The organism is Rhizobium sp. WCS2018Hpa-16, from assembly GCF_031843705.1.
Classification (GTDB): Bacteria; Pseudomonadota; Alphaproteobacteria; order Rhizobiales; family Rhizobiaceae; genus Agrobacterium; species Agrobacterium tumefaciens_C.
This window is the reverse complement of sequence record NZ_JAVTIX010000013.1, coordinates 45,846-65,558: the sequence shown is the minus strand read 5'-3', so window position 1 is coordinate 65,558 and position 19,713 is coordinate 45,846. Positions and strand designations below refer to the sequence as shown.

13 protein-coding genes are annotated in these 19,713 nt (G+C 54.9%); 8 read left to right on the top strand and 5 right to left on the bottom strand.

The features are described 5' to 3' along the window. Nucleotides 1–4: 4 nt before the first annotated feature. Together RQI55_RS23390 and RQI55_RS23385 are read right to left on the bottom strand one after the other, a co-directional pair. Nucleotides 5–1,051 carry an alpha/beta hydrolase gene (locus RQI55_RS23390; RefSeq protein ID WP_311273655.1) on the bottom strand — a complete coding sequence of 349 codons (1,047 nt, stop codon included), beginning with the start codon at nucleotides 1,049–1,051 and terminating at the stop codon, nucleotides 5–7. 731 nt (nucleotides 1,052–1,782) lie between these two features. Next, nucleotides 1,783–4,041 carry a methyl-accepting chemotaxis protein gene (locus RQI55_RS23385; protein ID WP_311273654.1) on the bottom strand — a complete coding sequence of 753 codons (2,259 nt, stop codon included), beginning with the start codon at nucleotides 4,039–4,041 and terminating at the stop codon, nucleotides 1,783–1,785. A 412-nt stretch (nucleotides 4,042–4,453) separates the two neighbouring features. Between RQI55_RS23385 and RQI55_RS23380 the strand changes: the two genes are divergently transcribed. The 4 genes from RQI55_RS23380 to RQI55_RS23365 all read left to right on the top strand — a co-directional run bounded on the left by RQI55_RS23380 (nucleotide 4,454) and on the right by RQI55_RS23365 (nucleotide 9,373). Continuing rightward, complete coding sequence (locus tag RQI55_RS23380; RefSeq protein WP_311273653.1) at nucleotides 4,454–5,341, top strand: AraC family transcriptional regulator; 888 nt, start codon at nucleotides 4,454–4,456, stop codon at nucleotides 5,339–5,341. A gap of 503 nt (nucleotides 5,342–5,844) precedes the next feature. Then, on the top strand, nucleotides 5,845–7,803 hold the full coding sequence (locus tag RQI55_RS23375; RefSeq protein WP_311273652.1) for a methyl-accepting chemotaxis protein: 1,959 nt from the start codon (nucleotides 5,845–5,847) through the stop codon (nucleotides 7,801–7,803). 213 nt (nucleotides 7,804–8,016) lie between these two features. Continuing rightward, complete coding sequence (locus RQI55_RS23370) at nucleotides 8,017–8,811, top strand: hypothetical protein (protein ID WP_311273651.1); 795 nt, start codon at nucleotides 8,017–8,019, stop codon at nucleotides 8,809–8,811. 256 nt (nucleotides 8,812–9,067) lie between these two features. Then, nucleotides 9,068–9,373 carry a hypothetical protein gene (locus RQI55_RS23365; RefSeq protein ID WP_311273650.1) on the top strand — a complete coding sequence of 102 codons (306 nt, stop codon included), beginning with the start codon at nucleotides 9,068–9,070 and terminating at the stop codon, nucleotides 9,371–9,373. A gap of 252 nt (nucleotides 9,374–9,625) precedes the next feature. Here RQI55_RS23365 and RQI55_RS23360 read toward each other — a convergent pair whose 3' ends face one another. Together RQI55_RS23360 and RQI55_RS23355 are read right to left on the bottom strand one after the other, a co-directional pair. Next, nucleotides 9,626–10,258, bottom strand: coding sequence for an exopolysaccharide biosynthesis protein (locus tag RQI55_RS23360; protein ID WP_311273649.1), 633 nt, complete (start codon nucleotides 10,256–10,258; stop codon nucleotides 9,626–9,628). A gap of 83 nt (nucleotides 10,259–10,341) precedes the next feature. Beyond that, on the bottom strand, nucleotides 10,342–11,346 hold the full coding sequence (locus RQI55_RS23355) for a TerC family protein (protein ID WP_311273648.1): 1,005 nt from the start codon (nucleotides 11,344–11,346) through the stop codon (nucleotides 10,342–10,344). Between the two features lie 1,816 nt (nucleotides 11,347–13,162). On the opposite strand from RQI55_RS23355, the gene RQI55_RS23350 reads away from it, so the two are divergent. From RQI55_RS23350 to RQI55_RS23340, 3 genes are all read left to right on the top strand, one after another. Next, a complete protein-coding gene (locus RQI55_RS23350) occupies nucleotides 13,163–13,819 on the top strand; it encodes a DsbA family protein (protein WP_311273647.1) in 657 nt (218 codons plus the stop codon). 211 nt (nucleotides 13,820–14,030) lie between these two features. Continuing rightward, complete coding sequence (locus RQI55_RS23345; protein WP_311273646.1) at nucleotides 14,031–15,659, top strand: HAMP domain-containing sensor histidine kinase; 1,629 nt, start codon at nucleotides 14,031–14,033, stop codon at nucleotides 15,657–15,659. Then, on the top strand, nucleotides 15,656–16,366 hold the full coding sequence (locus RQI55_RS23340; protein ID WP_311273645.1) for a response regulator transcription factor: 711 nt from the start codon (nucleotides 15,656–15,658) through the stop codon (nucleotides 16,364–16,366). Before RQI55_RS23345 ends, RQI55_RS23340 begins: the two co-directional genes overlap by 4 nt. 23 nt (nucleotides 16,367–16,389) lie before the next feature. Here the strand turns inward: RQI55_RS23340 and RQI55_RS23335 are convergent, their stop codons facing one another. Further along, nucleotides 16,390–16,953 (bottom strand): hypothetical protein, encoded by a 564-nt coding sequence (locus RQI55_RS23335; RefSeq protein WP_311273644.1) that lies wholly within the window; start codon nucleotides 16,951–16,953, stop codon nucleotides 16,390–16,392. Between the two features lie 1,519 nt (nucleotides 16,954–18,472). Here RQI55_RS23335 and RQI55_RS23330 point away from each other — a divergent pair. Next, the gene (locus RQI55_RS23330; RefSeq protein WP_311273643.1) at nucleotides 18,473–19,672 is read left to right on the top strand and encodes an adenylate/guanylate cyclase domain-containing protein; all 1,200 of its coding nucleotides are present in this window, start codon (nucleotides 18,473–18,475) and stop codon (nucleotides 19,670–19,672) included. Nucleotides 19,673–19,713 lie beyond the last annotated feature (41 nt).

Sequence of the window (19,713 nt, the reverse complement as noted above, 5' to 3'; positions counted from 1 at the left end):
ACAGCTATTTGAGTTGTTCAAGTTCCATCTCATGGATAGCGCGGCGGATGTTGATCGGTGAACGGCCCTGAGCGATAAGGGCGGCAGCAAGGCGTCCGTGATAGGCGAGAATATGGCGCTGGCGGTCCGTGGCCTGAACATAGATATGGTGCGGCTCGAAGCCTGCGGCGCGCAGGCGCCTGACATAAAAGAGCTGACTGAAAAACGGAACGGCGCGATCCTCCGGGTCGGAGAGAAGATAGATGTCTGGTCGAGGATCGGTTCGAATCCCGTCAATTTCATCAATGGGATCGTAAAACGCTGCCGCATTGTAGAGGAGCTTACCCGGAAGCCGTCGTCGTCGCTCCCAGAAGGCGGATACCTGTTTCACCGAGACAAGGCCGGAGGTGATGACGACCGCTGAGACATCCTTGCGCCTATTCAGGAGACCTGCCACGATCTGGCCGCCAGCAGAGTGGCCAGTTAGAATGAAGCTCGATATTTTGTGTTTTTTCTTGATCAGGTCGAGCGCGCGATCCATTAGCATTATTTCGCGCAGATCGCGGCGTTTGTTGTGATCGCCCGAAGAACCATAGATGCCGGGGCGCGCCATGAAAATAACAGGGTGGCCGGCTTTGTGGGCCCATTCTGCCATTTCCGTCGTGATCGTAGCAGGTGATTGCCGGGCATAGGAATCAGTTATGAAACGCACGCCCTTGGAATTGCGCAGCATCACGTCACCGCCGAAGTAGACAAGGGCAATCTGGTTCTCACTATCGGCTAACCCTTGCGGATAGTAGCGGATACAATCTCCCTCGCCGTCAATTTCGATCCACAGGCCATTAGGAACAGCGGCGCAGCGCTTCGACGACGTGAAAGATCCGTTCAGCGCTTCATAGGGGCTAAAGGCCTGGTCATTGAGAAAAACGCTAAGTTCGCTCGGTCTTGGCAATTCGAAAGGTCCAAGCCGCGGTGCATCTGCGAGAGCGGATTGTGAAGCTCCCGGAATGGCCAGTGCGAGCAACACCCACCGCGCGATCCACCAGGTGAGCCTTGGCTCCTCCTCCGTCATGGTTTCACTCCGATCTTCAACGCATTGCTATTAGAAAGAACTGTAATCAATTTCAGGGCTCTGCCAACGGAATCGATTTCATTTTGACAAATACTGCCCGCCACGTCATCTCCTTCGTCGGTGCATCACGCTAGCATTGTCAGCTCCCGCTGCACCTATGCTGGAATTCGGGAGTAGCGCGTCACCCTCTACAGGTTTTGCCTGCTCTAAGGCGGGTCAGAGACCATGGCAGACGGCTTAGGGGTGGCATGAAAAGGGATTGGGATTTTTCCGTCTCGGTCCTTCCGTTGGGATGGCCGCCTGCATGCTGGCATCATCCTGACCAGCCCATCGACCGAGTTTCGCAAACTAAAGGAACCGCTTCGATCACATAAGCGAGACCGCGGTTCCACAAACGATGGCCGCATTAAACTAAAGACCGATCCAGCCTGTGGCAGTGAACTTCGCTTTCTCCGATTACTTGTCTGCGCTTGTGTTACGGTCAATATCAAAAACCGCGTGCCCCTTACGCCCAATATGGAGCCATTCGGAAAGCAAGTGGTTACACGCACTTGCAATGTTAATACGGGGACATACACTAAATTAGTTGTCAGCGGTTCAAGTCCTTTCAAGGCGAGGGACTGGTGGCGCCTCAGCCTTATAGGAGGCGCGGATGCTCAGCGCAGAGCAGTAAGCGCAAACGAGGGCCTGAAGCCCCCGTTTGACTTGTTACCGTGAAATGCTGAGTCTAATCAAAACTCTTCCCAGCTGTCAGTTGCTGCTGCTGCATTGCCGCGGCCAGTAAAGGCTTTGGCAATTTTGCTGACCATGCCGCGGGCCGGTGACGCGGCAGGCGTCGAGCGGTCCGAAGCTTTCATCACGGATGCCGCATTGCGCAGGGCGGCGGCTTGAGTGGTTCCATTGGATACGCTGCCTTGTCCTAGCTGGAACTGGCTGATCAGTTCGCGCAGGCGTCCGGCTTCGGCTGCAAGAGTGGCACCGGCCGCATTGGCTTCTTCCACCATGGCAGCATTCTGCTGGGTCACTTGGTCCATCTGATTGACAGCGGTGTTGACCTCAGCCAGTCCCACCGACTGCTCGCGTGACGAGGTGGCGATCGAGTCCATGTGCTGGTTGATCGTGACGATATGAGCTTCGATGGAGCGAAGCGCTTCGCCAGTGTCCTTGACGAGCTTGACGCCGGCGCTGACTTCTCCTGAAGACTTCCCGATTAGGTCCTTGATTTCCTTCGCAGCCTTGGCCGAACGCTGTGCTAGTTCGCGCACTTCCTGCGCGACGACTGCGAAACCCTTGCCGGCTTCACCGGCGCGAGCCGCTTCAACACCGGCATTGAGTGCCAGCAGGTTGGTTTGGAACGCGATGTCATCGATGACGCCGATTATGTTTGAGATCTGGCCCGAAGATTCTTCGATACGGCCCATCGCGTGCACAGCATTGGCAACTACAGCACCGGACTGGCGGGCGCTTTCGTTCGCCTCGATGGCGACGGTACGGGCTTCTTCGGCGCGCTTCGACGAATTGCCGACATTGACGGTGATCTGATCGAGCGCCGCAGCGGTCTCTTCCAGTGCAGCGGCCTGCTGTTCGGTGCGCTTTGACAGATCGTCGGCGCTGTTACTGACTTCGCGTGAACCGCTGTCGATCGAGCTGGCTGCCTCAGAAACCGAGCCAAGCGTGCCGCGCAGCTGTTCAACAGTGGCATTGAAGTCGGCGCGGAGGCTTTCGAAATCGGGAGCGAATGGACGGGCGAGCTGGAATGTCAGGTCGCCGGATGAGAGATGCTTGAGGCCGGTCGCGAGACCACTGGTCGCTTCGGCCATGGCCTCAGCACGGATGCGCTGTTCCTCGGCATTCTGATGGCGCTGCTCCTCGGTCATGTTGCGCTGCTCCTCGGCTTGGCGCTCCAGTTCCTTGGTCTTCAGTGCATTGTCTTTGAACACCTGTACGGCGCGCGCCATGGCGCCGGTCTCGTCGGGACGGTGCTCGCCTTCGATTTTGGCAGTTAGGTCTCCCGCGGCCAGCCGCGACATTGTGCCGGTCAGGCGTCCGATGGCATTTCCGAGTGACCTTGCGAATAGCAAAAAGGCGGTGAGGGCGATGATTGAAGTAAGGACAGTGACGCCAAGCATGGTCCACAAAGCGGTGTGGGCTTCAGCGGTGATTTCCGTGGCATCGGTACCGATTTCGAAGACACCGATCGTTTCTCCGGCAAACGAGCTGAAAGGTACTGCTTTGATAAGCATGGCGCGGCCTTCGAGCACGGTCGTTTCAAACACCGGCTTGCCGTCAAAGGCAGCCTGAATTTTATCTGAAGGCAGAAGTGCGTTGCCGCTCTCCGTCGATGACTGGTTCACCAGCTTACCCTCGGAGAGCACATTGACGGAGATCTCTGCACCCAGCCTTTCAGCTAACGGCGTAAAATAGGCATTCGACAATTCGGTACCGATGTCAACGACGCCGACAACGTTGCCATTGAACAGGACTGGCGCAACTGCGTATATGCCGATGCCAGTTCGCCCTGGTTCGATGCCGGCGGCGACTTTTCCTGTTGAGACAGCTGCTGCGACAGTTTTACGGCGGGCCAAGTAATTGTCGCCAAATTTTTCTGGGGCGTGGGCCCGTGCGATTACGTTGCCTTTAGCATCGGCAATGGTAATGTTTTGAAGCCCACCGATTTGCGCAACCGATTTGATGTTCGTGGAGAACTTCTCAAGAAGACGTTGTCGATCGTTCGTGCCAATATATCCAGCAATGTCAGGCTCACCCGCGAACGCCAGCGCGAGGGCTGAGGCGGAACGTTGAATGGCGGCCATATCCGTCTGTATGACGTTGAGATCACTGCTCGCCATACTCTGCAGTGCTTTGTCGTTCATGTCAGCTTGGCGGTACCAGGCTAAGCCTCCAATCGCTGCGCTTGCGAAAAGGACAGCGGCAAAGCCGTAGCCCGTAATCTTGATCCAAAGCGGTTTTTGTACAGCTTCTGCAGTCATTCGTGTGCCCCCCGGCAATATGAGATCGGTCCGCCGGGACACTGCACAAAAAAGCCTCAATTTTTCATAAATATTACTTTATTAGAGACTTTTCCTTCCTTGCTCTTTCCCGATAATAGAAATGTGCTTCACGTGCCACTCCGAGGATTCTGGCTTTGATTCCACGTCGCCGAAAGTAAATAATTCACAGCTCGAGCTGTTTACCTTTCAGTCAAGGCACAAACTATTCTTGGACCGGCATGGCTGAAACGCTGCGTTGGTTAATAAGACCTCCTATTTATTTAAAATATGTGAATATACACATAAAAGACGAAAATCTTGCTCAATTTAATAAATATTTGCTAAGCTTTGATCATGCAGCGCCGCAAGCAAGTTTCTCAAGTCCCGCGCAATCCCGGTATTTTATCGAGCCATGATGACAATGCTCCATGAATTGCAGCTACAGTTTAAGCAACCGGAAGCCAAAGCAGAGATCAAGACCGCGAGGAGTTGGCGCGGCATCACCGCCCAGTTCTTTCGCCTGCACCTGCCTTGCGAATACGAATTCAAATGGGACGGACATTCCCACTACTTCGCCCACCATGATCTGGTGTTGCTTGATGGCCAGATGCAGGTCCTTGGTGGAAAACCTATTGCTGGTGGCGACTTGCGCGACCAAATGACCTTTGTTCCGTGTGGTCAACCTTTTGAAGGTTGGGCAAAACCAGCCAACAGATTGAACAGTTTTATAGTCGTTTCTTTTGATCCGACCGCCATGGAAGAGGAATTGCAGACCGAGTTTGACAGTGTCAATCCGCAACCCCACATCTACTTCAAGGACAGTGATTTAGGAGCGACCATGTGCAAGCTCGGCAAAATCATGGCAGACCACAATGGGACTGGCACAAACTTATACGCGGAAACGGTTGCCATCACGGCTGCGCTGGAAATGCTGAGGCTGACACGAACCGACCGTCTGTCCATCAACGCGTTGGGTGGATTATCTTCTCAACAAGCGACATGGGTGCGCGACTACATTGAAGACAATCTGGCCCGCGACATCGGTCTCGATGATCTTGCCACAGTGTGCAGTCTATCGCGGTTTCACTTTTCTCGGGCGTTCAAAGCAACGTTTGGACAGCCCCCATATCGTTATCTAAACATCAGGCGAGCAGAGCATGCAAAAGACATGCTTGCCAAAACACGCCTTACCATCGGGGACGTAGCCCTTGCCTGCGGTTTTAACGGGGCAAGCCAGTTCGGACGGTCGTTTAAAGATGCTGTAGGGCAGACGCCGCTGGAGTACCGGCGGCGTTCTTGAGGAAAGGAACGCTTTGTCCTACGGAGCACTCTTGCCCGGTGGAAATTGATGTGTGGCTGCGCCATAAACGTTCTTCATAGGAGCCGCTAGATGATTGTCTAAACGTGGGAAGCGGGCATAGCATCGGGATGGCAGACACTGAATGTCAATTTCGCCTGCGCTGCTCCGATCACTTCAAGTGGGCTTCTTCGTAGCTATCGGTGGGCGAGGGTATTTCGCGAAAACGGAGGTTTTTAAAGCGCTGCCTGGGCAATAGATATGACCAAGTGCTATTGTCTTCACTCCGAAATAAAAGCCGCCTTCATTAAATAAATCTAATTAGCGATATTTAAATGTCTGGTTACTATTATTTGGCCTGACAAAATTACCGAGCCGCGATGATTGCGAGCGCAGGGTTGTCATGCGTCATCATCAGCCGATTTCTCAGCAGTGCCGCCGGTAGCACCCTTAAGTGCATCCTTGCGGCCTCCTCGTCTTGGCAACCAACCGTGATCTGAGGCAACATGTCATTTCTTAAAAATGCGAGCATCCGTACCAAAATACTCGCTCTCGTGCTCCCTTTGTGTCTGGTTGGGTTAGGCGCGACCGCTATAATATCAAACAGCTACAAGAACGCAGATAACAGCTACTCGGAATTCATTTCGAACGATACCGCGGGCACTACGGCGATTGCGCGCGCGAACAGAAATCTTGTTGCTACGGCCTATGCCGCACATCAGATACTGGTCTACGGCCGTGACACTCCTGGCATGAAGGCAGGGGTCGCTCTTTACGCGGATGCCAAGGCCAAGCTCTTCGAACGGTTGGAAGCCGCTGCTAAACTTCTTCCTCATGAAAAGCCGACGATTGACGCCATTGCTTCCAAGGCGAAAGACGTGATCGCATTGACCGATGAGGCTGTCAAGCTGGGTTCAAATGATCAGGATGATGCTGCCAAAGTAGCAATGGCGGAAGCCGATGAGTTGACCGGGCCGCTGACAGCAGATGCGGCCAAATTGTTAGACAAAGTCATGGCTAGTGTCACATTGAAAAGTGACGCACTGTCCGATCAGACGAACTCTACGATCTTTTGGTCGCTGACGATTGTCGGTCTCACATTCGCGCTTGGCATCATTGCTTCGCTCGTGGTTGCTGCCAAGGGCATTACCACGCCGATTTCGAGCTTGTCCAAGCGCATGATAACGCTGGCCAATGGCCAAACAGATGCGCCGGTTGATGGGCAGGATCGCAAAGACGAAGTCGGACAAATGGCCCAGGCTGTTGCAGTGTTCCGCACCAATGCGCTTGAAACCATTCGCCTTGAAACCGAAGCAGCAGCAAACCGCAGCATGTCTGAAAAAGAACGTGCAGCCAATGAAGCGCAGAAGGCCAAGGATGCTGAAGAAACGCAGTTTGCTGTCGATAATCTGGCCAAGGCACTCAACCGTCTGGCGGACGGCGATGTTGCCTATCGCATCGAGACACCATTCGCTGCGCATCTCGATACACTTCGCGCCAACTTCAACAGCTCCGTCGGCAATCTGAACGACGCGTTGCGTGCTGTTGGACAGAACGCTCGTGGAATTGACGCCGGTGCAAACGAAATCCGCTCCGCCGCTGATGATCTTTCCAAGCGCACCGAGCAGCAGGCAGCCTCTGTTGAACAAACAGCTGCCGCGCTGGAAGAAATCACCACGACGGTGAAAGACAGCAGCAACCGTGCAGAAGAAGTCGGCCACCTCGTTTCAAAGGCCCGTCAGGGCGCTGAAAAGTCCGGCGAGGTCGTTCGTCAGGCCGTAACCGCCATGAATGAGATCGAACGCTCCTCCGGTGAGATCACCAACATCATCAGCGTTATCGATGAGATCGCGTTCCAGACCAACCTTCTGGCCCTAAACGCCGGTGTCGAAGCCGCGCGTGCGGGTGAAGCAGGCAAGGGCTTTGCCGTTGTTGCGCAGGAAGTGCGTGAACTCGCCCAGCGTTCTGCCAAGGCAGCCAAGGAAATCAAGGCGCTGATCACCACATCCGGCGAGCATGTCCGCTCTGGCGTCAACCTTGTTGGCGAAACCGGTCGTGCGCTTGAGGTGATTGTCACAGAAGTGCAGGAAATCAACCGCCACATCACCGCGATTGTTGAATCCTCGCGTGAACAGTCTGTTGGACTTCAGGAAATCAACACGGCCGTCAACACGATGGATCAGGGCACGCAGCAGAATGCTGCCATGGTCGAGCAATCGACAGCGGCCAGCCACAGCCTTGCGAAGGAAGCCGCATCTCTCAACCAGTTGCTGGCACGCTTCAACGTTGGAAACAGCGAAGGCGCAAGCCGTAGTGTTCCAGCTGCCCCGGCACCAAAGGTTGCGTCCAACCACTCAAGACCCGCAGCATCACCAGCGCGCGCCCTCGGCCGCAAGATCGCCAGCGCCTTCGGCGGCGCCGCATCGTCTGCCGCAGTTGCAAAGGAGTCGTGGGAAGAGTTTTAAGCTTTCACGTGAATTGGGACCAACAGGTCGGCGCTTTAGGGTGCTTGGTCATCGGTTGGTTGGGACATAAAAGTAAATGCAAAGGGCCGCAGCGATGCGGCCTTTTCTGTGTTGAAGTATGCTTTGCACGTGCGGTGGTCGTTGCAACGCGCGGGGGTCTTTGAGGGCCGAGCGATTAAGCTACCCCACAGTGCCTTTCCCTGTTGTGGGACATTGTTTTGGACGAATGGACGGCTGACAATTGAGCCTGAACAACTACGCAACTGCGGCTTATCGCCCGCAGATGATGCGCTCGTCGGCGATGGATGGATTGATGTTTCAAAACTCCCAGGAGTCTCGTTCGAATATGACGAAGCGAACCAGACAATTGCCTTTACAGCCGCACTGACGTCTCTAGCTGCTCACAAAATCAGATCCGGTGCACAAGCGGAGAAGGAAAACCCGAGCGCTGCGGTCAGCAATACGGGCGGGCTGATCAACTTTTCCGTTTACGCATCGTCGGAGTTTCAGGAGTTCCGTGACCCTTGGGCTTTTAGTGGGGTCTCCGGCTCGTTTGAGGGCCGGCTCTTCTCTCCACTGGGTCTTGTTACATCGTCGCAGATCGGCAGTCTTTCACCAAACGAGCTCTACACGGCGGCTAGGCTGGATACAGCCTGGTCTTATAATAATCCGGACAACATGATGAGCTACCGTATCGGCGACACCATCACTGGCGGACTGAACTGGACGAGGCCGGTTCGGCTCGCAGGAGTGCAGATCCAACGCAATTTTGGTTTACGTCCAGACCTGGTCACAATGCCGCTTCCAGAGCTTTCCGGAACCGCGGCCGTTGCGTCGACGGTCGATATCTACGTCGACAATGCGCGCCGCCTTTCTCAGGAAGTTCCGGCAGGGCCATTCTCAATATCGGATGTTCCCGTGTTCACCGGAAACGCTACAGCCCGGCTCGTGGTTCGAGATGGGTTAGGGGTTGAGTGCACGAGACGGAAAACCACCCCGGTGCGATGAAAATCTGGTCTCGGTGCGTATTAGTTCAGCTACCCGGGTGAGCAAAAGCGGTCTATTGTCGGCTTTGCTAGGGGGTCTCTCCGTAAAGGTTTCGGTACCTCCGACTAAAATCACTCATATGAGAGAAGCCCCACTTTACCAACCTTCAGTGACCATGACTCCTGGGGCATTCCATCATCCGACGAATCTGAGTCATTAGCTCAAAACAGGAGGATACCGATGGGTCAGCGATTTCACCACGGTCGGGTTACGGCGTATGGCTCGCCAGACACGCAACGCCAATCAGGCACGGCGGCTTCTAGCGCTGGCATCGACTGTGATGGCGGCTCACGCGCCGATGGTGCCCGGCTTGGCAGCGCCCACTCAGTTCGTGCGCGATTGGGTCGATCGCTTCATTGGTCGTGCTCCCGACGGACTGTTCAACGACAAGGATGGGGGCAATCCTTCTTTCATAAACGACGAACAGCGAACGGTCTTGGCTCAAGCGTTCGAGCGCGCACCGATCCCGGATCTGGATGGAGTTGTTCGTTGGTGTCTGTGTCAACTGGCAGAATGGATTTGACAAGAGTCCGGCATCTTGGTGAGCGAGGAGACCCCGCGTCGCGAGAGTAGGGCTATTGCCATCGTAAGCTTTCCGCTCGCCCACGACATCATGCCACGGATCCCAATGCGGCCGAGGCATTCATGAGAACTTCCCCGCCGCTGTGGAATAGGTCGCCGCTGGTCCCTCCAAGGGTTCGTTAAGGCCGCTCAGCGAATTCTTTTACGGGTTCATTCACGCCCCATTGGTCTTGGCACTAGCAAGGGCAACTTCTCAAACCGCGGCGCTGCTCAGGACGGATGCTGCTCCGTAGATCAGGAAGCCCGTCACCGCGGCTGCAATGACACTCAGAATGACACCAACCAAAGTAATTAGCCCGTCCTTTTCCATGAGGCCGATCGAGAGGACGACGAGCGATATGACTGGCAGGAAATTGCCAAGTGGAATTGGCAGGGCGATCGCGACTGCCATCATCAAAATCGGAAGACCGATCAACATCTGCGCGAACGGGCCTGTCAGGACCTTCAACCGGTCTGCGCGCACCAAACGCTCTACCCGAGAGACATGAGGCGCGGTATGCCGAACGATGAGCTCAAGAACCTTTGCAGAGAGCCTGCGATCCTTCAGGAACCGGGGAAGCCATACAGTACTCCTACCAATCGCGATTTGAGCGGCAACCACTGCCAACGCTGTTCCGAAGATAATTCCTATCGGGCCAGGTACCGGGGTCAGAGCTGGAAGGGCTAGGATCAGGATTGCAAACGCCATCCCGGCAGGACCCATCGTTGCCATGACTTCCCCAAGCGACAAGCCTCCGCGCGCGCGCGCAAGCTCGGCGATCGACAAAAGTGCAGCGGACGCCACACCAGAGGATGGTAGTCGGTCTCCAGTGTCGTTATCAGTCAAGAAAAGCTCCTTTGGAATGCTAAAATCCCGCCTTGGCCATTAGGTGAAGCCCGGCTGACCGGGAAGCTGAGTAACTGAGATCGTCAGTGAAAACCCTTATCACTTTCCTTTGGGGTCACATCTTGACGCGTTTTGACGAGGCTCCAAACCACACCCGAAGCGATAATCGCGAAAGTGACCGCAAGGGAAATTGCCGCAGGGAATTTTTCCAGCCCCAGCAGATCGGCGATGAAAATCTTCGAGCCGATAAAGATCAAGACAATTGCCAAGGCGGGTTTGAGGTAGCGGAACCGGTGTATCATGGCTGCCAGAGCAAAATACAAAGCGCGGAGTCCGAGTATGGCGAAGATATTGGAGGTATAGACAATAAACGGATCTGTCGTAATTGCAAAGATTGCTGGAACCGAATCAACTGCAAAAACGAGATCAGCAACCTCGACCATGATGAGCGCCATGAAAAGCGGCGTCATGAACCAGACGAGTTTGCCGGTTTCAGGATGCTGCTGCTTCACGAAAAAGCGTTCGCCGTGATGCTGGTCGGTGACGTTAAAACGGCTTCGCATGAAGCGGACCAGTACGTTTTTCGAAACATCCGGCTCTGCTTCTTTTAGCACAAGCATCTTTATGCCGGTCACCACCAGAAACAGAGCAAAGAAATAGAGGATCCATGAGTACTGGGCGACAAGGGTTGCCCCAAGACCGATCATAATCGCTCTCAGGACGATAACGCCGAGAATTCCCCAAAACAGAACGCGGTGCTGGTAAAGCCTCGGAACCGAGAAAAACGCGAAAATCAGCGCGATGATAAACACGTTGTCGAGCGCAAGGGTTTTCTCGACAACAAACCCGGTCATGTAAGCCAGACCAGCTTCGGAGCCCAGATACCACCAAACCCAAAGTCCAAATCCCAGCCCGAGAATGATATAGAAAGACGAAAGCTTGATACTTTCGGATATTTCTATCTCCCTGTTATCCTTGTGCAGAATTCCAAGATCAAAAGCCAGGATCGCCATCACCAAGCCAATGAACGAGAACCACATCCATAGTGGCTTTCCAAGCCAGTCGGCAAAGAAAAACGTTTGGTCCATACGGGCTCTCGATTCTAATGAAATGGCGATCCCAGTCCGGAACCAGCCGGTCGACGTCTATGTGAGACCCACTTGTTACACCATTACAGCGAAACGGGAATACCTTAAATTCAGGGGGTGCTTCGCACCGCTGGCCCCCAAGATGAAATTGAAAAAGCCCTAAATGATTAGGTCCCTTCCGGGGAGGCTGCCACGCACGCACGAATGGAGTTGATAGAGCTTGCCACAGCCCGCCAGAAACTTCCAGACGAGCAATGCAATGTGCTGGTGTTAGTCTGCGTCGAGGAGTTGAGCTGCCGCGACGCGGCTGATGTTCTTTCCATTCCTATCGGCCAGTCATGAGCCGGCTGGCCCGTGCGCGCAAGAATCTCGCGGAACTGTCGGGAATAAATCTTGGTGAAAAACGTTTGTCCCACACGAAAGGCGGCGTGGCATGAATATGAAACATTTTTGACGACGCGACTTTGATGGCCTTCGCTGATGGCGAACGACGCAACAAGTATCCCGGTGGAGGCAGCGCTTGAGACCGACGAGGCACTCGCGGAACGACTTGCTGTCTTTCTAAATACACGGTTGGCCGTCGCGGGCGCGATGAAGCCGTTGATTGACGAACAGGTGCCCGATGCGTTGGTAGCCTCCGTGCGCCGCACGGCCCGGAGCGGAACACGCAATGTCGTTTCATCGCGCGTCCGTGAGATTCACCCTTTGGCCGAACCGTGGATGATGCCGCTCGCAGACTCAATTCTTGCCGTGATCACCGGTGCTGGCGGTTTCGTGGCCGGTCGTGGCGGGTTGTCCTCCGGCTCTTCTTTCGGAGAACCATTGATTGCTGCACTGGAGGGACAGCCGTCAGCCAGCGACGTCGACTTGGCGGATTTGAAACGCTGCACATCGTGTCGAGATTCGTTGATGGCCGGGGCGAACTGTGCCGTTAGTACGAATTGCTGCGACAGGTGGAAAGCACGGCTACGGTTGCTTCTCGGACGAATGGTACCTGGGTCACCCGACTTTCCTTTCTTCGCCGAGCTCCGAAGGCTACGTGGTTGCATCGTCACAGGAGACGGTCGACGCATATCTAGCCTCGATCAAGGCTGGCGAACCGCTTGGTGCCGATGAAGAAAAAGAGCTCTAGCAACGTAAAGATGATCTGCACCTTGGACATGTTGTTAGGGCTACGACTTTCAGGGTATCAGCCACGGTGAAGATAATAGCTCCATCTTAATGGAGGCGGCACGCACCTGTTCCTTCGTCGTGGTTGTAGCACCGCTTGCGCCCACTGATAGAGTTCAGAAACTTGAACTGGAAATTGGTCGGAGGAGCGGCACAAGGATCCTAACAAGCCGGTGTTTCTCGAAGCACACCAGTGCTCGCAACGGCGCTGGAGCCTTATCGCTACCAGCCGAAGAAGCGATTTCCTCGGGGTCTTATGTCTCTGGTGGGAAATGTAGCAAGACGCGCCCAGATCGGCCATCAACAGGCTCACCAATGCTGATGTTTCACCACTTTTATTCCTTTAGTGCATTTGACGTAACCAGTGTCAATCGTGCACTCATTTTCCCGAAAGTTAAACTTTCGAGGAAAATTAACGGGCATAACATCGCCCATGATGCCAAGCCAGTTCAAGCCCGACCTTGTTCGAACGTCAGTTTGATCCGTTGCCCTCTGAAGCTCGGTCACCAGCGTTGCGGGACGAGCTTGGCGAATGCCAACGTGCAGCGAGAGTCGGCAGTAGTCCGCGAGCCAACTGCAAACGTGTCCTCGGCATCGTTTGCAGCTGGCTCGCGCCAATCTCAACACAGACTTAACGGAACCAGACATGTACCCTTCTAAAGAGAAATCCGTCATCTACGTTTTCGACGCCTATTGCGGCTGGTGTTGGGGCTTTTCCCAGCGCATGAGCGAGTTCGAACAAGCAAACCGGGATCGTGTGAATTTTACAGCAATCTCTGGAGGATTGTTCACCGGGAGCAGGATTGTCCCAATTTCGCATTTGACCCACGTTGCGGAAGCCAATGAAAGGATTACCGGTCTGACCGGCGCTGAATTTGGCTCGAAGTTTCTGGAGATTGTTGAGCAAGGCAGCTTCGAAATGGATTCGGGTGCTGCCGGAGCAGCCATGGCCGCCCTGCGGGCACAGGCTCCCGATCGCGCCGTCGATTGGACCAAGCAATTGCAGGAAGCCTTTTATATCCGTGGCCTCAGTCTATCCGACCCGAGCACCGTCGCCGCGATAGCGTCCGCAAACGGTCTGGATGCGGAAAAGGTACTGCAGTCCCTTGCAGATGGAACAGCACAAGCCCAGGCTAAAGCGGACTTCGCCTTTAGCCGGAGACTGCGGGTTTCGTCATACCCCACACTACTCTATACCGATGGAACTAACGTCCACCAACTTCCCGCGACCGGTACACCACTAGGGCAACTCAACGGTATCCTGGATGATTTGCTCGCGAGAGATATGGGGGCAGCAACATAGCATGCCTCCAGCAACCTCCCACTACTTGGCCAGAAAGGTGGCCATGACTAGCGGCTTTATTGCAGCTTAAAGCCATCGCGGTTCCGTCTGCGTCGCGGCGGATGTGAGACTTCGCATCAAAGAAAAACCGCACAGTTCAGCTTGCGTAAATTCTGGAATGAGATCAGAACGGCGCTTCGATATGGACCGGTTTTCCTAATGGAGAGTGAGGATGAGGCGGTTTGACTTCACGATAAGACTGGTCTCGGCTTTTGCAGTTCTGGCTATCCTTATCGTGTCCCAAGGTCTTCTTAACAGACACATCGCCACAGAGGCAGAACAGCAGGTCGTTCGCGGACGATATGCGGGAGATATTCTTTCCGGTCTGCTGGAGCTGTCGGCAACCAAACAGCGGCTGCGCGCGTGGTCTTTGCGGGCGCTGATTGGCGCAGATCATGCGCCAAGCGACGGCGAAATTCTGCGCAATCATATGGCTGCGACCATCGAACAGCTTCAGCGTATCAGCCAGCTAACGCGGGCGATGGATCATCTGGCCGGTGCACCCGCGGATGACGACGACGCGCGCGATGAAGCCTTGCAGTTGATCTCCGGCAGTGTGATTGCACTGAAGCCTGCCATCGAAGATATCAGGTCCCATACGGGAGCAGATGATGTGCGAACGGCCTGGGCCTCCATCGAGAAAGTTTTCGATCAGGGGGCCGGGCGGGATCTTCGCGAAGTCCTCAACGACACTATCGCCAAGGAACGGTCGCAACTCAACATCACGCGCGCCAATGCGGATGCCGCTCTCCTGCAGCTCAATCGCGTCCTTGCGGTCTTGACGTTCATCATCGCCGTCATTGGCATGGGATTGGCTTATGCCATCGCCAATGCCATCCGTCGCCCGCTCCAGCAAATGTCGGAAGGGGCAAGGGCTTATGAAGCCGGTCGGCTCGAACATCGTATCCCCGTGACGACCACGGACGAATTCGGCCGATTTGCTGCCAGCATCAACCGAATGGCGTCCGAGCTTTTGCTAAGACGAAATGAAGAAGCCAACCACCGCACCGTGCTCGAGCAACAGGTCAGAGAGCGAACGTGTGCCCTTGAGAACGCCTTGTCGCGATTGCGTGCGTCTGAAGGTCGCCGGCGCAGTTTGCTGGCCGATATCAGCCACGAATTGCGCACGCCGACGACAGCAATCCGCGGTGAAGCGGAGATTGCGTTGCGCGGGCAAAAGGAGGATGACGACTATCGCGGATCGCTCGCGCGCATCGGCCAGGCGGCGAGCCAGATGGGAAGCCTGATCGATGATCTCCTGATGATGTCGCGTGGGGAAGACGAGACATTGGCGCTGAACAGGGAGCCGATCGATATTGCAGGTCCGCTTGAGGAAGCGCTGTTGAGTGCTGCCGCCTTGGCCAATCAGCGCAGTGTCACGATCACAACGGATATCGAGGATGCAGAGACGATTGTGGCCGGCGACGCGTTTCGTTTGAGGCAGGTCATCGCTATCCTGTTGGATAATGCCATCCGCTATTCACCTCACGATGGTCACGTCGAAGTGGCGTCCAGCGTTATCGGAGACACCTGGGAATTGATCGTTCGCGACCATGGGATTGGCATCGAGCCTGACGCCATCGACCACGTTTTCGACCGAAACTTCCGCGGCAACAATGCAAGGCGTCATCGCCCGGAAGGCATGGGTCTCGGATTGTCCATCGCCAGACATCTAGTATCGGCACATGAGGGGACGATTACCCTTTCCAGCGATAGTGAGGAGGGGACGACGGCCATGCTTCGGCTGCCATTGGTCATAAACGGTGCCGTGTCTGAAACAATCGCGGAGACGACGAAGTGAACATCCTCATCATAGAAGACGATCCGAGAGTGGCAGATTTCCTGGAGCGCGGATTACGCGCGGAGGGCTACGGCGTCACCGTCGCACGCGATGGCCCGACGGGTATCGAACGCGCTCACGAGTTATGGCAGGAATGGCGCTCCACAGGCGCGAACGGTGCCATTCTCCTCGATCTCATGCTGCCGATCATCAACGGTTCCGATGTTTGCCAGACACTCCGCGCCAGCGGAATATTGGCACCGATCTTGATGTTGACCGCACTTGGTTCGGTGAATGATCGCATCTCGGGATTGCGCATGGGCGCCGACGACTATCTGGTCAAGCCGTTTTCGTTCGAAGAACTGCTGGCACGGATAGAAGCGCTCATGCGCCGACCAATCGATCTGCGCCCGCTTGGGCCAAAGACTTTGTCCGTCGGACTGCTGGAGCTGGACCGGGAGTCTATGCGGGTTACCGTGGAGGGCGACGAAATTTCGTTGACCGCAAAGGAACTTGCACTCCTTGAGCTCTTCTTGTCGGCACCAGGACGCGTTCTCAGCCGGGAACGGATTTTGTCGAATATCTGGGGCGCTGGCGAGGACCCGCTGACCAATGTCGTCGATGTCTATGTGCGTCGGTTGCGTGCAAAGATCGATCGCTCGTCGGAGGGTCGATCCTGCATCACAACTGTTCGGGGCATCGGCTACCGTCTTGAATCAGATCGGTAGTCGCTTCCTGCTTCAGGCTGATATTACTTGACGGCGTAAGGCAGTGAGGAGTGATGCTGAACGATACGGATCGTTCCCTCATCATCCTTCTTGAACGTCCACGACTTGTCGACGGTCGTCACCTTACCGTCCTTGTCGGTGAAGGATACCTTGCCCAGGGTCGTCGCGTATTCGCCATCCAGAAGAATGGCAGCATTCTTGACGTCGACTTCACGCCATCCCTTCAGCGCAAAGCCCGTATCGGTAGGGTATTTGGGGTTTTGGCCGACGAAATACGCAAGGGCGCCTTCACGATCGGTACGGAACGTCTGTGGCTCCTGCGTCAGCGTCGGCTTGAAGAGCACCGGCCCAAGCTGGTAGCCGTAGGCCGCATCGATCACCTTCCCGGCCGTTTCCTGCGCCGATTTTACACCCTTTTCTTCATATTCGCGTGAAATCGCAACTAGAGCCTCGCCCCAGGCTTCCTGGGTCTTGATGACTTCAGCCTCGGTGATTGTTCCGTTGTGAATCTCGACGGCGTTCACGCCACCGGCCGTCATGAGCAGAGCAGTTCCGGTCACGGCAGTTGCCTTGGCTATCCAGCGCATATGTATCTCCTGTTTGATTGCTCGATGTGAGCGACAACAGGAATATGGATGTCCTTACTGAAGCAGGCATGGCTGCTTCATGAACAGATGATGGACAGGAGATTACAGCCTCACGAACAACCACCTAAGTAGGCGTTGGGCAAACCTGTACCTCCTGTACCGAGCGAAGGCAAAGCGTTTGTCCGCCGGCCCATCAAAGCCACAACCGTGACACGGCACGGGTCAGACAAGAACACTGCCACGGCTGAAGGCTAGAAGCTCTGCCTTGGAGCGCGATGGATAGTTTATTCTCGCGGTCGATTATTTCTTTCGGCTCCGCAAACCGCTTGCCGAGCACCCAGATAAAAAGCGTCAATCAGTGTCAGTTCGCCTGGAGTATGTCCGTTAAACGCGGGATCGCTTTAAGGATTCCGTGATGTCAAGCGAAGCGAAGAACTGACCCAACGGGGGGTCTCATTTCCTCCGACACCGCAGTGGCCAATTCTGATCCAATGTACCGACTCGTGATTTGGTCGAAGGCATGGGATCAAGTCTTCGAGGATCTGCATAGCCCATCCGCAGCCACGATCACGATGGAGAACCGCGTCGATTCTGGGTAAAGTGAGGGAAGGGAAGCTTGCGACTCTCGCGGGCATTGATATTCCAAGACGCGGGATTGGGAGAGAGCGTCCCTTTGGCATCTGCCAGGCATGTCGTTGAGGTGATCACAGCCTTTATGACCGATAGTGCGCCTCTTTTGGTCGAAGTGAGCCGTCTTAAGACGGGAGATGATACATTCCTCCATCCATCGCCGTAACCGCTTCTATGTTACATCTCGGTCGTTCGATTAAACCAGACGACCGCACCATCCAAGTTCTGGCGTTGGGTGGGCTGCTCACGACGTCGGGAAGGTATAAACACCTCTGAAAGTCCTGAACAAGTCGGGAGGATTGACTGCCTCCGAGATGGCGTCGGTTCGCCAGCATCCAGTCGACGGCTTTCAGATGCTCTTGAGTCAATGGGATGTCCCTTATGCAGTCCTCGACATCTGTTGCACCATTATGAGAGGTTGAATGGCAAGGGTTAGCCTAAAAGCCTGTCGGGAGATCAGACAAGCGTGGCGGTTCGTATCGCGTCCATTTGCGACTTCTATGACGCTCACATCAAGGCGGCCTTACAAGTGTGCTTGGGCACCGCGCGATGTAGCAAAGTTCATTTTAAGCAGGAAAGACAATTCGACCGGTCACTCCCACGCTTTTCTAAAAATTTGAGATCTGTCAGCTTGCATTAAACTTGCCATTTGAACCGATCCATTGTTTTCCGTATCGAAGCTTTCACGTTTTTGTCGCAGTTATAGCGAAACAACAGATTTTTCTTGTATAAGACCCGTGCGAAGTCGTTATTGCTTCTATCTTCGACAGATGACTCAGGACGATGTCTGGTTGCCATATCGATCGGGCGACGATTTAGCTCGTCGCCGGTTAGTCTTTTAGCGGCGACGGACACGTGCTACACGATGCCTGTCAGATCGGGCGGAGCAGTGACGAATATTGACAATTTGATCAACTGGATCCTCGCGGAAGGAACTTTATGCGACGATCCAGCTGTTTTTGCAGATGGACTGGCTTTGCGTCTGGTCGAGGCAGGCATGCCTGTCCATTACCTTGAAATCAGTGCGCCTTCACTGCATCCGCTTCACCAAGTCGCGAAGGTGATCTGGCGGTATGAGGAGGGGATCAAGACAGAAACAATGGCTTATGGCGCCGTCCAGGACCTCGCCTTTGAGAGTTCCCCGATCAATTACCTTCTAGCAGATAAGCGCGAGGCTGGTCGTTGGGACCTTCAAAACGGCGAAGCAACCAAAGCATTTCCGCAACTTCAGTTACTATCGCGCGAGGGGTTGACGGACTTTGTGCTCCGTATCGTGCGCTTCCGCCGAGAGGCGGTTCTTCTTGGGATGGCCGTGTCTTGCGCCACCCGTGATATGGGCGGATTCAACAATGATCAGTTGGGTCAGTTTGACCGCATCCTTCCCGCCCTAGGTCTTGCCGTGCATCGTATGGTAGTGTCGCGCATGGCCTCGGACGTGCTGCGTTTCTACGTGGGGTCACGCACAAGTACCCGTATTCTCGGTGGCGAAATCCGGCGCGGCCATGGCCAATCGATCTACGCTGCAATCCTTCTTGCTGACCTCAAAGACTTTACCGGTCTCAACGAGCGTTTTCCGCCGGACAATGTCGTTCGGTGGCTAAACGAGCACTTCGAGGTGATTGGATCGTCTATTGAACATCATGGTGGTGAGATCATGAAGTTGATGGGTGACAGTGTTTTATCAATCTTCCCAGTCGGCCAAGAGCACGCGTCTGCGTTTCTCGCCTGTAGCAAAGCGCTTGCCGCCGCGCAAAGTGCAATATTGGGCACCGATGCCCTGAACAAAACACGCGCTAATAGCCGGGATCCTGAAATCAAGGTCGATTTCGTACTTCACCTAGGCGAAGTCTTTTACGGTAACATCGGCGCTGCGCAGCGACTGGATTTCACCGTGATCGGTCGTGTTGTCAACGAGGCCGCAAGGCTTGAATCGCTCTGTGAAAGGCTTGAGCGGCAGATGTTGATATCGTCGAGCTTTGCCGAGCACTGCAACGTCTCGCTTGAACCGCTCGGGACTTTCCAACTGAAAGGCGTCGCGGAGCCCCAGGTTGTTTACGGGCTCGCGCCAACCGACCAGGATCCGAGTTAGGGCCCGACGTATTGGTTGACCTGAAAATTACCAAGATTTCT

Coding starts and splice junctions, on each gene's coding strand:
- RQI55_RS23390 (WP_311273655.1), bottom strand. CDS start 1,051: ATGACGGAGGAGGAGCCAAGGCTCACCTGGTGGATCGCGCGGTGGGTG.
- RQI55_RS23385 (WP_311273654.1), bottom strand. CDS start 4,041: ATGACTGCAGAAGCTGTACAAAAACCGCTTTGGATCAAGATTACGGGC.
- RQI55_RS23380 (WP_311273653.1), top strand. CDS start 4,454: ATGATGACAATGCTCCATGAATTGCAGCTACAGTTTAAGCAACCGGAA.
- RQI55_RS23375 (WP_311273652.1), top strand. CDS start 5,845: ATGTCATTTCTTAAAAATGCGAGCATCCGTACCAAAATACTCGCTCTC.
- RQI55_RS23365 (WP_311273650.1), top strand. CDS start 9,068: ATGGCTCGCCAGACACGCAACGCCAATCAGGCACGGCGGCTTCTAGCG.
- RQI55_RS23355 (WP_311273648.1), bottom strand. CDS start 11,346: ATGGACCAAACGTTTTTCTTTGCCGACTGGCTTGGAAAGCCACTATGG.
- RQI55_RS23350 (WP_311273647.1), top strand. CDS start 13,163: ATGTACCCTTCTAAAGAGAAATCCGTCATCTACGTTTTCGACGCCTAT.
- RQI55_RS23345 (WP_311273646.1), top strand. CDS start 14,031: ATGAGGCGGTTTGACTTCACGATAAGACTGGTCTCGGCTTTTGCAGTT.
- RQI55_RS23335 (WP_311273644.1), bottom strand. CDS start 16,953: ATGCGCTGGATAGCCAAGGCAACTGCCGTGACCGGAACTGCTCTGCTC.